This is a genomic window from Rhodoferax sp. LB1P47 (assembly GCF_056521445.1).
The window spans coordinates 75,859-91,518 of record NZ_JBWMAU010000003.1; the positions used below are offsets into that span (position 1 = coordinate 75,859).

The window sequence follows — 15,660 nt, forward strand, 5'->3', positions numbered from 1 at the left end:
ATGAAAAAACTGACCCGTAGACTCGCCCTCACCGCCGTGGCCTTGGCCGCCCTGGCCACCGCGCCCAGTTTTGCGCAAGAAAAAGTCGTGCTCGGCGTAGCCATCCCCGCCGCCACCCACGGCTTTACCGGCGGCATCGTGTTCTGGGCCAACCAGGCCAAGAAGGACCTGGAAAAAGCCCACCCCGGCCTGCAGGTCATCGTCAAGACGGCCTCTGGCGCGCCCGAGCAGGCCAACCAGTTGCAAGACTTGCAAACGGTGAACAAGATCAACGCGCTGGTGATCTTTCCGTTTGAATCTGCCTCGCTCACCAAGCCAGTGGCGCAGGTGAAAAGCAAGGGCGTATATGTCACCGTGGTGGACCGTGGCCTGACCGACACCAGCGCGCAAGATGCCTACATCTCGGGCGACAACACCGCCTTTGGCAAGATCCCCGGCGACTACCTGGTGAAAGCCATGGGCGGCAAGGGCAACATCGTCGCCATGCGCGGCATTGCCACCACCCTGGACAACGAGCGCATGGATGCCTTCAACGCCGCCATCAAGGGCAGCCCGGACATCAAGCTGCTGGATGCCAAATACGCCAACTGGAACCGCGACGATGCCTTCAAGGTCATGCAGGACTACCTGACGCGCTTCAAACAGATCGACGCGGTGTGGGCCGCCGACGACGACATGGCCGTGGGCGTGCTCAAAGCCATCGACCAGGCCAAGCGCACCGACATCAAGATCGTCTTCGGTGGTGCCGGTGCCAAAGGCATGATCAAAACCCTGATGGACGGCAAAGACCCGCGCATCCAGGCCAACGTGTCGTACTCGCCCAAGTTCATCTATGACGCGATCAAGCTGACGGCCGAAGCGCGGCTCAAGGGCGAAAAGCTGCCCGCTACCTACATCATCCCGTCGGTGCTGATCACCAAGGAAAACGCCCCGCAGTTCTACTTCCCCGATTCACCCTTCTAATCCACAGCTTAAAAATTTAAACAAAATAGGGCGCTAGCGTAGATACCACCTGCGCTAGTAGCTATAAAAATAATAGTAATCATGCCATCCAACCGCAAACTCCGTTACGCCATGGTCGGCGGCGGGCGCGATGCCTTTATTGGCGCAGTGCACCGCAAAGCCGCCGCACTGGACGGCCAGATCGAACTGGTGGCCGGAGCGCTCTCCAGCAGCCCCGACAAAGCCCGCGCCTCGGGCCGCGACCTGTTTTTGGCCGATGACCGCAACCACGGTAGCTGGCAATATTTACTGACCGACGAGCTGAAACGCCCGGCGCATGAGCGCATCGATTTCGTCAGCATCGTCACCCCCAACCACCTGCACTTCCCGGTGGCCCAGGCCTTTGTGGAAGCCGGTTTCCACGTGGTGTGCGACAAGCCTCTGGTGCACACCAGCGCGCAGGCGCAGGCGCTGGTGGATGCGGTGCAGCGCCAGGGCACAGTCTTTGGCGTAACGCACAACTACACCGGCTACCCGCTGGTAAGGCAAATGCGCGAAATGGTGCGCAACGGCGCAATCGGCAGCGTGCGCAAGGTGATCGTGGAATACCACCAGGGCTGGCTGGCCACCGCCGTAGAAGACACCGGCAACAAACAAGCCGCCTGGCGCATGGACCCGGCCCTCAGCGGGCTGGCCGGGACGATGGGCGACATCGGTTCGCATGCCGAAAATTTGCTGACCACCGTCACCGGGCTAGAGGTGGAAGCCATCTGCGCCGACCTGGCCGCCACCGGCGCGGGCCGCACGCTGGACGACGATGCGCAGATCCTGCTGCGTCTTAAAGGTGGAGTGCGGGGTGCGCTGCTGGCATCACAAATCTGCATTGGCCTTGAGAACGACCTGCGCCTGCGCGTGTTTGGCAGCAGCGGCACGCTGGACTGGAGCCAGGAAAATCCGAACAGGCTGGTCCACACGCCTTTGAACGCAGCCCCGCGCACCCTCACGCGTGGCGGCCCCGGCCTGTGTGAGGCAGCCACCAAAGCATCGCGCTTACCCGCAGGCCACCCAGAAGGCTTCATCGAGGCATTTGCCAACATCTACCTAGGTGTGGCCGCCGACATCCGCGCCCGGTTAGCCGGTGGCGTAGCCGATGCGATGGATGCCGACTACCCCCGCGTGGAGGACGGCGCGCGCGGCGTGCGGTTTATCGAGAAGGTGCTGGAATCCGCCCAAAGCGCCCACAAGTGGACGGCGATGGGCTAGCTACTTTGAAACTGTGTAGCGCGGAAAGTTAACACCAGCGTATCCCGGTGCCCACCTTCGGCAGTCGGCTGGATGGGGGTGGACTCGTGCACCACGCGGGCATCGTCAAGCAGCAGCAGTGTCCACGGCGCAGTCATGGTGAAGCGCTGGCCGTGGGGGCCTTCGGCCTCGAAGACCCGGGTTTCGCCGCCCTTGATGCCCACGCGGGCCACCAGCAGAACAGCCACAAAGTCCACGCCGTCACGGTGCGCACCCTCGGGCGTGGGGCGACCAATGCCGTCGGTGGTGTCGATGCGGAACTGGTGCGCTTCCACGTACCAAGGGGCGGTGCCGCTGCCTTTGAGCGCAGTACACATCTGCCCCAGGGCTAGCAGCAGCTGCGCCCACGCGGGCTGGTCCACGGTGGCGGGCAGCATCGGCGCAAACCAACGTTCCATGCCGCCGTGCAGGGCGTTGTATTCCACCGGCTGCCAGTGCGGGCGGTGCGGCACCTGCTGCAGCGTGTCGCCTTGCAGCACAAAGCAAGAGTGGCGACGGCGCCGGTAGCGACCACCGTCTTTCAGATATTCGTCGGGTTGCAGGTCGTCCCAGCTGGGGACCAAACCGTTCAAATCGGTCACCGTGCAACCGGCCAGTGCGGCCACGCCTTCGGGGCTGAGGGCTGCATAGGCCTGTTGGCGCAGCAGGTCCACCGCCTGGGCAGGCGGCGTGATGGGGGGGGCAAGTAACACGGCGCTCATGCTTCGATCTTCACGCCTTTCCAAAAAGCCACGCGGTCGGTCACTTCTTCGGCCCCGGTCTTGGGGTTGGCGTAGTACCAGGCGGCGTCGGTGTTCATCTCGCCGTTAACCATCAGCGAGTAGTAGCTGGCCTGGCCCTTCCAGGCGCAGGTGGTTTTGTGGTTGCTGAAGCTGACAAAGTCGCGGTTCAGCGAGGCCAGTGGGAAGTAGTGGTTGCCTTCGACCACTGCAATATCGTCGCTCTCGGCGATCACAGCGCCGTTCCAAATGGCTTTCATGGGGACTCCTTGGGGTTTGCACTAAAGGATATACCAGTCAACCGCTTGTCGCGGTTGCGATCTGTCAAGCAACTTGGTCTGGTTACCATCTGTTTTTACATCTTTGGACCCCAAACCCCATGACCACCAACCACCAGATCCGCCTTGCCAGCCGCCCCGTCGGCCTGCCCACCCGCGCCAACTGGAGCGCCACCACCGAGCAGGTGCAGTCTCCCGCTGCGGGCGGCGTGCTGGTAAAGGTGCTGAGCCTGTCGCTCGACCCGGCCATGCGTGGCTGGATGAACGAGGGCCGGAGCTACATCCCGCCCGTGGGCATTGGCGAGGTAATGCGCGCTGGCGGCGTGGGCGTGGTGGTGGAGTCCCACAACCCGCTATTTGCGGTGGGCGACCATGTGTCGGGCTCGCTGGGCGTGCAGGAATACACACTGATCCCGCAGGAGCAACTGCGCCGCAACGGCCTGTTCAAGATCGACCTGCAACTCGGCAGCCTGACCCAGTGGCTCAACGTGCTGGGCATGCCCGGCATGACCGGGTATTTTGGCCTGCTCGACATCGGCCAGCCCAAAGCGGGCGAAACCGTGGTGGTATCGGGCGCTGCCGGTGCCGTGGGCCAGACCGTGGGCCAGTTGGCCAAGCTCAAAGGTTGCCACGTGGTGGGCATTGCCGGTGGCCCGGCCAAGTGCGCCTGGGTGGTCGAGACCTTGGGTTTTGATGCCTGCATCGACTACAAAGCCGGGCCGGATGCCGTGCGCACCGGCCTCAAAGAGCACTGCATCGGCGGGGTAGACGTGTACTTTGACAACGTGGGCGGCGAGATTTTGGACCACGTGCTGGCCCAGCTGGCACGCGATGCGCGCATCGTAATTTGCGGCGCGGTCAGCCAGTACAACACCACCACGCCCGTCCAGGGCCCGAAAAACTACCTCAGCCTGCTGGTCAACCGCGCCCGCATGCAGGGCATGGTGGTGTTCGACTACGCCGACCGCTACCCCGTCGCAGTGGCCGAGCTGGCCGGTTATCTGAAAGACGGCCGCATGGTCAGCAAGGAAGACGTGGTGCTCGGCCTGGACACCTTCCCCGACACGCTGCTAAAGCTGTTTGCGGGCGAGAACTTTGGCAAGCTGGTGTTGCAGGTGGCCGAAGGCTAAGCCAAGCCGCATTTCGGGGTTAAATGGCGGGATGGACCAACACTACCTGACCTCCCTTTTTGCCCCCGAATCCATCGTGGTGTTCGCCGGGGCCACCGCCACGGCAGACGCGCCCGGCACACTGCAGGCCCAGGCGCTGGTGGCGGCACTGAAGGCGCAGACCTTCGCGGGCCACTTAAGTTTCCTGGACATCCACACCACCGGCACGCTGGCCGACCTGGCGCAGACCCGGGCCGATCTGGCCATCATCGCCCTGCCGCCGGAAGACGTGGCCGCCGCGCTAGAGGTGGCAGGGCGCATCAAATGCCGATCGGCGCTGGTCGTGTCCAGCGGCACCAGCGCCGCCCAGGCGGCAGAGCTGCACCGGCTGGCCAAGCGCCACGGCATGCACCTGCTGGGCCCCAACTGCATGGGCTTCCAAAGCCCGCGCCGGGGGCTGAACGCCAGCGTGGCGGGCCGCTTGGCCGCCCCCGGGCACTTGGCACTGGTATCGCAATCGGGCGCGCTGACCGCGTCCATCCTGGACTGGGCGCAGCACAACGCGGTGGGCTTCTCCAGCGTGGTGTCGCTGGGGCCGAACACCGCCGTCGATCTGGCCCAGGTATTGGACTATTTGGCCGTGGATGCGCAAACCCACAGCATCGTGGTCTATATGGAGGGCATCTCCGACGCACGCCGCTTCATGAGCGCCCTGCGCGCCGCCGCCAACGCCAAGCCGGTGGTGGTGCTAAAGGCCGGGCACAAGGCTGGTGGCAACAAAGCTGCGCAAACCCATTCGGGCACCATCGTAGGCAGCGACGACGTGTTCGACTCGGCCCTGCGCCGGGCCGGGGCGGTGCGGGTGCATTCCTTTGTGCAGCTTTTCTCCGCCGCCAAATGCCTGGCGTCGCGCTACCGGGCGGTGGGCAAGCGGCTGGCCATCGTGACCAACGGCGGCGGCCCCGGCGTGCTGGCGGCCGACTGGATCAGCGAAATTGGCCTGCAACTTGGCACCCTCAGCCCGAATAGCGTCAGCGCCCTGCGGCCCCAACTGGCGGCGCTGGCCACGTTGACCGATCTGGTCGATTTGTCCGAAGAAGCCACCCCAGCCCACTACCGCGCCGCCGTGCAGGCCGCCAGCGCCGACACCGGGGTAGACGGCGTGCTGGTGATCCACTCGCCCAAAGGTGGCTGCGATGCCGCCGCGATTGCCACAGCACTGGCAGAAGCCATGCCGCACATGGCCAAGCCGCTGCTGACCTGCTGGATGGGCGATGCCTCGGTGATTGAGTCGCGGGTGCTGCTGAACGCCGCCGCCATCCCCACCTTTCGCACGCCCGAGGCGGCGGTGGGGGCGTTTGGCAACATTGCCTCCTTCTATCTCAACCAGCAGCTGCTGCAACAAACCCCGCCGCCCTTGTCGGCCCTGGCCCAACCCGACATCGAGGGCGCACGCCTGCTGATCGAGAGCGTGCTGGCCGAGCGCCGCAAGGTGCTGACCGAGATGGAGTCCAAAACCCTGCTGGCCGCCTTCCACATCCCGGTGACGCACACCGTGCTGGCCCGCAGCGCGATGGAAGCCATGATGATCGCCACCCAGCTCGGCTACCCGGTGGCGCTCAAAATCGACTCGCCCGACATCAGCCACAAATCTGACGTGGACGGCGTGGTGCTGAACATCGCCAACGCGGTGGGCGTGCGCGATGCCTACAACGACATGGTGGCCCTGGTAACCCGGCAGATGCCGCAGGCCCGCATCCAGGGTGTCACGGTACAAAACATGGCCCGCCACAAGCGCGGCCGCGAAATCTACATCGGCCTGGTCACCGACGACCCGTTTGGCCCGGTGATCGCCTTTGGCGCGGGCGGCACCATGATCGAGCTGCTGAACGACCGCGCCATGGAGCTACCGCCGCTGAACCAGTTTTTGGCCCGCAACCTGATCGAACGCTCCCGCGTGGCCGAAACGCTGGGCGAATGGCGCGGTGCCAGCCCGGTGGACATGGCCGCGATCGAGCAACTGCTGATGCGCGTGTCGGAAATGGTCTGCGCCCTGCCCCAGCTGCGCGAAATGGACATCAACCCCATCATCGTGGATGCCTCGGGCGCGGTGGCGGTGGATGCGCGCATCGTCATCGACAGTGCGCCGCTGGCCCACAGCGGGCGCGGCCAAAGCTACCCGCACCTGGCCATCCTGCCCTACCCCGCCCATTTTGAACACGTATGGCCGCTGCGCGGGGGCGGCCAGTACACCGTGCGCGCCATCCGCCCAGACGATGCCCAGATGCTGCAAGAGCTGGTGCGCGGCCTGTCCGCCGAGAGCCGCTACTTCCGCTACGTGTCCATGCTGTCCGAGCTGCCGCCCAGCATGCTGGCGCGCTTCACCCTGATGGACTACGACCGCGAAATGGCCCTGGTGGCAGTGTTCAAGGAGCGCAGCGTGCTAGACGACGGCAGCATCACCGAGACCGAGCGCATCCTGGGCGTGTCGCGCTATATCAGCAACCCCGACAGCACCAGCTGCGAGTTTTCGCTGGTGGTAGCCGATGCCTACAGCGGCCAGGGCCTGGGCACGCGGCTCATGCTCAGCATCATGGAAGTCGCCCGCGAAAAAGGCCTGAGCGACATCGAAGGCCTGGTGCTGGCCAGCAACCCCGGCATGCTCAAACTGATGCGGAGCCTGGGCTTTACCGTCAAACCCTTTGACGAAGACCGGGACTTCCGGCTGGTAGCGCATGCGCTGTAAAAATTATTTCGCTATCTAAAACATAGCATCCACCGCAGATCCCCCTAGCGCTAGGGGCCGATTTTCTTTAAAAATCAGCCGCAAGGGACTGGCCGTGGATGCGGGGCGCTTGCAGACGGCGTTCGCCGGCCTGGGTACGCGCGCCCAAAAGGGCTATGCCTGTTGAATATAGCCACACCGCCACGCTGCGGCCGGTTTGTAAATTCCACCGGGAAAATGGGTTAAGGACGCTCTGCATAACTCCGTACCAAACGGAACCGCATCAAGTTCTAAATCTTTACAGAGTTAGTTGATGCTCAAGCCTTGGGTTTTTGGTATTTACGCCATCGGTCGTTTGAAACCTGCGCCAAAAACACTGCGGAATTTTCAGGTATTCACCTCTGCCGCCATTCGGATTTAAAAAAACCTATCGTTGTGTTTTTCAAATTAGTTCCTCACCTCATGAATGCAATGCAATTCACGGACAGAGATTCCGCTTCAAGTTCAATCACCGACATTCTGGAAGCCCGAGAATTGATTTTGAATAGCGAGAGTTTTTGTAAGTCGCCGCGCATGCGCAGGTTATTGATTTTTTTGGTAGAAAAATTGATATCTGGCGATCGGCGGGGCGTGAGTGAATATGCCATTGGTTTGGAGGTTTTTGACCGAAAGGCGGAGCACTACAACACAAGTGAGGACCCGATTGCCAGAGTCCAGGTTGGGCGCTTGCGCGAACGGCTTAGGACCTACTATGCCGCACTGCCATCCCCTGCTGACATTGAGATTTCGATTCCATTGGGCTCCTATGTGCCCGTAATTCAACGTATGAAGTGGACGGATGCAAGAGGCGGCGTTGAAAGCCGATTGAGCGTCTATGAAATCAAATGCTTTACGCATTGTGCAAACGGCTTGCACTTCTCGCAAGGGCTGCGCGAGGAGCTGATTCACCAGCTGTTCAGGGTGTTCGGTGGCGGTGTCACCGTACACGCAATGCTAGCTTTAGAAACTGACCGTGTGGAGCCCACCAGGGCGGTCAGCACCGCAACCAGCCATCGGCTGGAAGGTAGCATAAGAATCGACGACGAACGGATTAGAACCTCGATCCGCTTGGTGAATGTATCCAGGGGGAATGTGGCGTGGTCAAGTCAGTTTGATAGAAATATATTCTTCGCTATTACGCAGCAGGAAGAGTTAGCCCTTTCTATCTGCACAGAATTGAAACTTTTTTTATCCCCCGCCACTGCCTAAAAGTGCCACTGCGCACAAGCATTTCCCTGCGCGATTCCCGATTGTTACGGTAACAAGCCCAATTATTTACCGTAACGATACTTATCTATCCCCCAGCACGGCATTAACGTTCAAATCGAATCCAGCGGTTGGAGCGACTGATCCATCAAACCCGCCTCTTGGTTCACCTGGCCTATTTTTTGAAAACTTACGTTTAAGGGGAATTTCATGTCATTCACGACTACGTTTACCGTCAACAACAAGCTTTCCGTGAACACCAGTAACCACGTATTGGTGTTTTTGAAACCCGTCAAGGCATCCAGCAATTACCAATACTACGCTTGGCAAGACCTCAATCCAGCCAAAAATGGAAACCAGCAATTCACCTACGAGATCGACCTGGGTGTGCAAATCTCAGACGCGGCCAGTGGCAATCCTCCCGGGCCTAATTCGCCGCTGTACGCCATCAATCCGGGGCAACTTTTTGCAGCGACCAATCCCAACAGCCAAGGCCCCATTCTGTCCACGACCAATATCAACCAAGGCAGCATCACAGACGCGCAAGCCGGTGTAATTAACCTGTGCACAACGCCCATCACGAGCCTGTCCGTGGCCTGGTCGAACAAAGGGCAGTCCATTGTGGTGGTGGGCGTCTCGGCCAACGATATTGTGAACAACGGGAAAACCGTCACCTTGGAGCTGGAGCCTACGCTGTACTTCATGGCCGCCGACCCCACTTTGGTGGGGACCAACTTCACCTTGCAAGACTATTCGGCAATGACCGCCTACCAGCTCATCGCAGGCACCTCGGCTGTCACGATTGACTGGACCCGTAGCGACAACGGCTTAGGCGCCGACGTATTCACGGCGGTGTAAGGCATACACCCTGCGCACCTTTTTGCCCGCCAAGAAGGTGCGCTACCCCTCTCACACTGACATTCCGGCAACCCCCCGGGCGCAGCACGGGGTGGGCACAGAGCCAACCAAGCTTAAAGACGATAGGAGTATTTCCATGACCACCACGGGTATTTCACTCATCAACAAAAGTAGCAAGACCGTTGAATTCCATGTACTGCCGCAGGGTACGCATGCCATTCAGCGCCACGTACTCAAGCCGAACACGCAAATCAAGGTGTCCACAGATTCCGCCGTTGCCAGCCACGATGTCCGCGTAACCATCGATGCGCGGGTGAGTGCCACGCTGACCAGCAAGCACCTGAACACCACGTTTACGGTGACGGATGATTTGTTCTCCGCATCTGAGCCGTTTTCTGGGCAGCGGCAACCCATGCCAGACGATGCCTGTGCTGCCGCTACCGCGCAAATCGAAGCGCTGCGGGCCACCAAAGACATCCCCGCGCTGGCCGCTATGGCCTCAGCAGCAATCGCAGATTGGTATGGCGCGGATGGCGCGGATGCCGCAGCCCCCTACGTACTGGGCGAAATTTGTACCCAGCTGGCAAGTTTTGACCTGGGAAATTGGCCTGCACAAGAGGCGCTTGTGCAGCAATGTGCGGTCGCAGCACTCTCGCGCAGCGAACGTTTGTCGCCCATTGAAGAAGTCGCCTTTGTGCTGCGCTTGACAGAGCCCGCCGCCACGGATAGCCCGCATATGGCGTTATCGCAGCGCACGGGCTTCTGGCTGCGGGCATGTAGTCGGCTGGGCGGGGCCATAGACCCGGCATTTGCCCCCGAAAATCGCCCGCTGCTGAATGTGGCACCACCGGCGCAAACCGGTTTTCCACCCGGTATTCCCCCAGAGGCCATTGCCGACCCTGTGTTTCGCGCCGAGTACGAGCAGGCGATCGAGGCAAACCGCCAGGCGGCCGGTTACCACCGCAAGCAAGTCCAGCTAGGGCAAGCCAAAGCCCGGCTGTATGCGGGCTTGCAACGCTACGTTGTCAACGCATACGCACGGCCCCGCTTTTATGTGGATGCGCTTGAAAAGATGCTTGCCGCGCATTTAACCCATGAAGGATATCTGGCGCACCATGCAGACATTTTGGCCCCCATCAAGAGCACGGTTGCCAAGAGCCAGCCCGCAGTGCAGCCACTGCCGTCCTTGGACACGCGGGTGAGCCCCAGAGACAAATTTGCCGGGCGTAGCTACACCCAATTCGGGATTGGCGAAGAAATTGACGTGTGGGTTTTCGTAAGCGGCGGCATGGAAGACGTGCCGGTAAGCGACGTAGCTTGGTATGTAGAAAGCGGCGATGCCACTTTGCTGTCAAACGACGGCAACGGCCACGCATTACTGCGGATGGGCGCAAGCCCTGGCACTGTGCGCATGACCGCAACCTCCTTCTGCGGCCCCCACCCGTACCCCGTTGTGGGGCAACTTGAACTGGTCACGGTGGCCCCCACAAGCGCAACGATGTCCCAAAAGCCGCACACCCCCATCACCCATACCCACAACACCTGGTCGGTGGGGTATACGGGCAAGATCACTGTTGCACCTAGCAATGTGTCGTATGCGAACGTTCTTTTCCGCGAGGGAAGTGCTCCTGCCACAGCCACCGGATGGCTCAGTGGCTGGAACGGGCTCGTACACCCTACCGGACACACCCACACGATCACGGGCACGGTGGTGGATTGTGAGGACAGTGTCGCCAGTGGAACAAAGGATGCGCCCTACGGGGTGGGCGACTTTAATTGGCCCATTCCCTGGGAAGCCTCCATTGATAACGGCGTGACTTGGGCTCCATTTACGACGGCAAATCACCACACAACTGCTTCCGCAGTGGGCCTTGCCACCATCGAAAAGGCAGGTGCGGGTCCATTTTCAAAAAATGCAGCAGACCAGAACAGCTAAAGCATGGAATCAGGCCCCAGACAGCGGACGGTTGACTTGCTATCTAAAACATAGCTTCTCCCGCATATCCCCCTAGCGCTAGAGGCCGATTTTCTTTAAAAAAAACCAGCAGGGGGTCCGCAGTTAAAATCACCCCCCGACGATGCCGCGTCGCCAACCAAGCACAGCCCGACAGCAGCCTGCCGGGCTGTCTTTTTTTGCGAAGACACTCCCCATGCAAGACCACTACACCGCGCTAGGCCTGTCCGCTGCCGCGACGCTGGCCGATATCAAAAAAGCCTACCGGCAACGTGCCGCGCAGTACCACCCGGACCGCAACACCGCAACTGACGCCCCGCAGCTGTTCCGCGCAGTGCAAACCGCCTACGATGTACTGAGCGACGACGAGCGCCGCAAAACCTACGACGACAACCGCCGCCGGGGTCTGCTGGACGACCCGCTAGAGACCGCCCGCGAAATCTGGCACAACTACCTGACTGAAGCCCTGAAATGAAACTTTCCCGCTACTTTGCCAACCACGCCCGCGCCTACGATGCGGAGATGGACGACCTGGTGTCCGACTCCGAAGGCAAAAACGTGCTCGAACGCCGCCTGAAAGAAAAGCGCAGCCAGCTCGACTTTTTGGTGGTGATGATGGATGACAGCCCGGAAATGCTGGCCGCCGTCTTCCACCAGGGCTTTCGCTTCCCCAGCGCCAAGGCGATGGACCTGCTGGTGGCGCTGGAGCCCGAGGAATTCCCCGACTGGGACGCGCTGGCCGCCACCATCACCTTGGCGCCCTGGGCTGTGCCCCTGGCCGCCCGCGTGCTGCGCGAGCCCACCGGCGAGATCTTCATGGTGGTGGCCGCCTGCCTGGAATACCTGTACACCCGCGCCGACGACCGGGGCGCACCGGTGGAAGGGGATGACGAAGACGAAGAAGAGATCGACCCCGAAGAGCAAGAAGCCCGCGACCGCGAAGACGCGGGCGCTACGTGGATGGAAGAACAAGGCTTCGACCACAAGCCACCCAAAGGTTAAATAGCTTAAAAAGGTTACACCATGCACTACCCCGCCATCATCAAAGCCCAAAGCCTGATCCTCGCCGGCGACATCGTCGGTGCCGAGGCCGCCCTGGTCACCCTGGCCGACGAAGAGGGCGACCACGCCCTGGTGCTGGCGCTGGACCAGTTGCCCCCCAAAGACCTGCTGGCGGTGATCCGCGAGTACGACCCGTCGAAAGACTCGGTCATCAACCTGCTGGTCACGTCCGAGCAGTTCTCGCGCGCTGTGGTTATCGAAAAGCAATACAAAGACCTGACCCACAGCCACCTGCGCGGCATGATGAACTCGGTGATCTTTCGGGACGACAACGACCCCGTAGAGTTTTTGCGCGCCATCGGCGAACGCGAAGGCGGCTGCGATGCCTTGGCCGACTACCTGGCCGACCACTGGGGCCGGGTCGAAAGCTTTTTGCGCTGCGGCAGCTTCGAGCCATCGGAAGACACCGGCGTGGTGCTGTCCGAGGCCGAGCTGGTGCCCCAGATGTACAACGACTTCAAGGTAGACCAGGACGAAGTTGCCGACCACGACTGGATGGAATTCACCTGGCTGTTGCGCACCCACTGCCCCGACATCCTGATCGAAGTCATGGTGATCCTGCGCGCCCGCGTCAAGGCTTTTGAAGAAGAAGCCGAGGACGAAGAAGACGGCCACCACCAGGGCGGCCACACCCCGTTCCGCGAAACCCACGGCGAAGGCGAAGGCTCGCAAAAACGCGCTATCGACCCCGACGAAGAATCGGCTATTTAGGCTCACCCCCAGGCTACGCACTGCGTGTCTTCGCCAACTCCCTTGCAGGGGGCAACACCAGTGGCCTGGCAAAGCCAGTTCCACGGTGTTCCGCGAAAGATGCCGTTCCGTTTCACACATTGCGAGTTCCCCCACCATGCAAGACACCGGCATCGCCGTCTACGACCACCGGCCTTTCTTTGAAAAAGCGCTGCACTTTGGCCTGCAACACGGCCTGATCGACGCGGCCAAGCTGGAGTCCATCCGCAACGACGCGCCCAAGGGCATGGTGCAAATTGCGCGCTACTTTGGCACCGAGTTTTTGCGCCCCGAGCTGGAAAAAGCCCGCGAGCGCATGGTCAACCTGGTCAGCCTGCACCTGGAATACACCAGCGACGGCGACCTGCACGCCGCCGCCACGCTGCTGCGCGACAACTCGTTCCTGTCGCGCTCCAAGGCCGGCTCGGACATGCTCAAAGCCCTGCTGACGCTGCCCGACAACACCCACTTCAGCATGCAAGACAGCGGCGATTTCCGCGACGAGCTGATCCCGGTGCTGGCCAAATGGGCGCTCAAGCCACTGCCCGAAATCCAGCTCGAACTGGCCAAGCGGACGGACATCGAAACCCGCATCGAAGCCGCCCTCTGGTGTGCCCAAAAGCTCGGCGTGGCCCGGCGCGAATTGCACGCCGCCGATACCGACAGCGAAGCTGTCATCCGCACCGCCCTGCTGTGCGCTGCCGCAGGCCGCAGCCTGATGCCCAACTGGGCGCAGTTTGAAACCGTGGTCACCCAGCTGCGCAAACGCGCTGAAGGTGATAAGAGCAACACAGCCGTGCGGCTGGCACTGCCCAAAGGCGTGCCCGCCGAATACCAGCCGGTGCTGCAAGCCACGCTGGACAGCATGCAAGAGCACGACCTGCCGAAAATCCTGGACACCACGGCCAAGCCGCGCAAGCTGTTTATCCAGTCGCTGGCCTTCATGGGCCGCTACTTTTGGCTGGATGAGGGCGTGGACGAGATCAGCGAACTCGACCGCGCCATCTCCGACCAATGGCTCAAGCTAACCCAGCGCCACACCGACGACGGCTCGCTGATCACCCTGTTTCTGTGCATCGCCACCGGCAGCACGCGCAAAACCACGCTCACCGAGACGTCCGCTGCCAGCATCGTGCGCAAAATCCGCAAAGGCGGCTACCAGCCGCAGCTGGCCAGCGACTTCATCCGTGAATACGCCCCGCACGAGCACCACGCCGACTACCAAACGCTGTGGAAAAACTTTGTCGAGGAAACCCAGCGCGACCTAAACGACGAGCGCGACACCCGCTTGGTGGAAGCGATGGCCGCCCTCCGCCTGCACTGCAACATCGTCAAAGCCTCACCCAAAGTAGCCAAAGCATGAGCATGCTGTGGCGCGCCCTGCGCAAGATGCTGTGGGCCCTGCTGCTGGCGGTGCTGGTGGGGATGCCCATCGCCATCACCTGGGCCGCGTACCGGGCGCTTGACGACGCGCCGCTGCTCACCCCAGGCAACACCCTGGCCATCACCCCTGCCCGCATCGCCAGCGCCAAGCGCCTGCTGGCCCGCATCGACCCGCGCACATCGCCGCCCGGCGCACTGCGCACGCTGCAACTGGATGATGCCGACCTGAACCTGGCCCTGGCCTACCTGGCCAGCCAACGCCCCCAAACCCGCGCCCAGGTGGTCTTACAAGACGGCAGCGCCACCCTGCGCGCCAGTACCTTATTACCGCCCAACCCGTTTGGCGACTACCTGAACCTCCAGGCCGTGCTGCTTGAGACGCCGGGCACGCCGCAGGTCGAACAGCTCACGCTGGGCCGCCTGGCCGTGCCGCCGCGCATCGCCAACCTGCTGCTGCGCTTTGGCCTGTGGCGGCTACAGGCCAGCCCCGCATCGGCAGCCGCCGACAGCATCCAGCATGTGGGCGTGCGCAACGGCGTGCTGAGCGTGCAGTTTGTCTGGAACGATGCCATCCCCGCCCAATTGCAGGCCGCCCTGGTGCCCGCCGAAGTGCAGGCCCGGCTGCAGGCCTACCAGGCTCGGCTGGTCGAAATTGCCGCCCAGCCGGGGCCGCGCAGCCTGACCCTAGGGGCACTGGTGCAACCCCTGCTGGCCCTGGCCGCCCAGCGCAGCGACGCGCAGAACCCACTGGCCGATGAACACCGCGCCGCCCTGGTCACACTGGCCTTTTTTGTGAACGGCAAGGGCCTGGGGGCCATCCTGCCCGCCGCCCGCCACTGGCCCCGGCCCACGCCGCGCAGCGTCACCCTGGGCGGCCGGGGCGATACCGCCCAGCACTTCAGCATCTCCGCCGCGCTGGCCGCCACCGCCGGTAGCCCGCTGGCCGACATGGTGGGCGTGTACAAAGAGCTGGACGACGCACAAGGCGGCAGCGGCTTCTCGTTCAACGACCTGGCCGCCGACCGCGCAGGCACCCGCCTGGGCGAGCTGGCCACCGGCGCAGGCCTGCAAAAGTTGCAGCAACGCGTGGCCCAAGGCTTGACCGATGCCGACCTGCTGCCCAAAGTCAGCGACCTGCCCGAAAACCTGCCCGCTGCCGAGTTGCAGAAAAACTTTGGCGGCGTGGACGGTCCGGGCTACCAAAAAATGGCCGCCGAGATCGAACGCCGCATCGCCGCTCTGCGGCTGTACCGCTGAAACCAGCGGAAAAATTACAAGCTTTTTAGGCCTCTGGCGCATATAGAACCTGCGCAACCAGCTATACAATAAATAGCAAACAAAGAGGATGTATTTG

Annotated in this window: 14 protein-coding genes; 12 read left to right on the forward strand and 2 right to left on the reverse strand. The window is 62.0% G+C overall.

Translation table 11 applies throughout. The features are described from left to right. Together AC0969_RS05835 and AC0969_RS05840 are read left to right on the forward strand one after the other, a co-directional pair. Nucleotides 1–963 (forward strand): substrate-binding domain-containing protein, encoded by a 963-nt coding sequence (locus AC0969_RS05835; RefSeq protein WP_479623196.1) that lies wholly within the window; start codon nucleotides 1–3, stop codon nucleotides 961–963. 81 nt (nucleotides 964–1,044) lie between these two features. Beyond that, entirely contained in the window at nucleotides 1,045–2,205 is a 1,161-nt protein-coding gene (locus AC0969_RS05840; RefSeq protein WP_479623197.1) for a Gfo/Idh/MocA family protein, read from the forward strand. On the opposite strand, the gene AC0969_RS05845 is transcribed toward AC0969_RS05840, so the two are convergent. Then, nucleotides 2,202–2,945: a 2OG-Fe dioxygenase family protein gene (locus tag AC0969_RS05845; protein ID WP_479623198.1), complete on the reverse strand. Its 744-nt coding sequence runs from the start codon at nucleotides 2,943–2,945 to the stop codon at nucleotides 2,202–2,204. The genes AC0969_RS05840 and AC0969_RS05845 overlap by 4 nt on opposite strands. Next, nucleotides 2,942–3,223 carry a DUF427 domain-containing protein gene (locus tag AC0969_RS05850; protein WP_479623199.1) on the reverse strand — a complete coding sequence of 94 codons (282 nt, stop codon included), beginning with the start codon at nucleotides 3,221–3,223 and terminating at the stop codon, nucleotides 2,942–2,944. The genes AC0969_RS05845 and AC0969_RS05850 overlap by 4 nt, the downstream gene beginning before the upstream one ends. A gap of 119 nt (nucleotides 3,224–3,342) precedes the next feature. Between AC0969_RS05850 and AC0969_RS05855 the strand changes: the two genes are divergently transcribed. The 10 genes from AC0969_RS05855 to AC0969_RS05900 all read left to right on the forward strand — a co-directional run bounded on the left by AC0969_RS05855 (nucleotide 3,343) and on the right by AC0969_RS05900 (nucleotide 15,563). Then, nucleotides 3,343–4,371 (forward strand): NADP-dependent oxidoreductase, encoded by a 1,029-nt coding sequence (locus AC0969_RS05855; protein WP_479623200.1) that lies wholly within the window; start codon nucleotides 3,343–3,345, stop codon nucleotides 4,369–4,371. 31 nt (nucleotides 4,372–4,402) lie between these two features. Then, nucleotides 4,403–7,096 (forward strand): bifunctional acetate--CoA ligase family protein/GNAT family N-acetyltransferase, encoded by a 2,694-nt coding sequence (locus tag AC0969_RS05860; RefSeq protein WP_479623201.1) that lies wholly within the window; start codon nucleotides 4,403–4,405, stop codon nucleotides 7,094–7,096. Nucleotides 7,097–7,399: 303 nt separating this feature from the next. Next, the gene (locus tag AC0969_RS05865) at nucleotides 7,400–8,323 is read left to right on the forward strand and encodes a hypothetical protein (RefSeq protein WP_479623202.1); all 924 of its coding nucleotides are present in this window, start codon (nucleotides 7,400–7,402) and stop codon (nucleotides 8,321–8,323) included. A gap of 207 nt (nucleotides 8,324–8,530) precedes the next feature. Further along, complete coding sequence (locus AC0969_RS05870; RefSeq protein WP_479623203.1) at nucleotides 8,531–9,178, forward strand: hypothetical protein; 648 nt, start codon at nucleotides 8,531–8,533, stop codon at nucleotides 9,176–9,178. Between the two features lie 136 nt (nucleotides 9,179–9,314). Continuing rightward, the gene (locus tag AC0969_RS05875) at nucleotides 9,315–11,114 is read left to right on the forward strand and encodes a hypothetical protein (RefSeq protein WP_479623204.1); all 1,800 of its coding nucleotides are present in this window, start codon (nucleotides 9,315–9,317) and stop codon (nucleotides 11,112–11,114) included. A 214-nt stretch (nucleotides 11,115–11,328) separates the two neighbouring features. Next, nucleotides 11,329–11,607, forward strand: a complete 279-nt coding sequence (locus AC0969_RS05880; RefSeq protein ID WP_479623205.1) for a DnaJ domain-containing protein — start codon at nucleotides 11,329–11,331, stop codon at nucleotides 11,605–11,607. Further along, nucleotides 11,604–12,134 carry a hypothetical protein gene (locus AC0969_RS05885; protein WP_479623206.1) on the forward strand — a complete coding sequence of 177 codons (531 nt, stop codon included), beginning with the start codon at nucleotides 11,604–11,606 and terminating at the stop codon, nucleotides 12,132–12,134. The genes AC0969_RS05880 and AC0969_RS05885 overlap by 4 nt, the downstream gene beginning before the upstream one ends. Before the next feature lie 21 nt (nucleotides 12,135–12,155). Continuing rightward, the gene (locus tag AC0969_RS05890) at nucleotides 12,156–12,905 is read left to right on the forward strand and encodes a hypothetical protein (RefSeq protein WP_479623207.1); all 750 of its coding nucleotides are present in this window, start codon (nucleotides 12,156–12,158) and stop codon (nucleotides 12,903–12,905) included. 136 nt (nucleotides 12,906–13,041) lie between these two features. Further along, complete coding sequence (locus tag AC0969_RS05895; protein WP_479623208.1) at nucleotides 13,042–14,286, forward strand: hypothetical protein; 1,245 nt, start codon at nucleotides 13,042–13,044, stop codon at nucleotides 14,284–14,286. After that, on the forward strand, nucleotides 14,283–15,563 hold the full coding sequence (locus tag AC0969_RS05900) for a hypothetical protein (RefSeq protein ID WP_479623209.1): 1,281 nt from the start codon (nucleotides 14,283–14,285) through the stop codon (nucleotides 15,561–15,563). The genes AC0969_RS05895 and AC0969_RS05900 overlap by 4 nt, the downstream gene beginning before the upstream one ends. The last annotated feature ends 97 nt before the right edge of the window (nucleotides 15,564–15,660 follow it).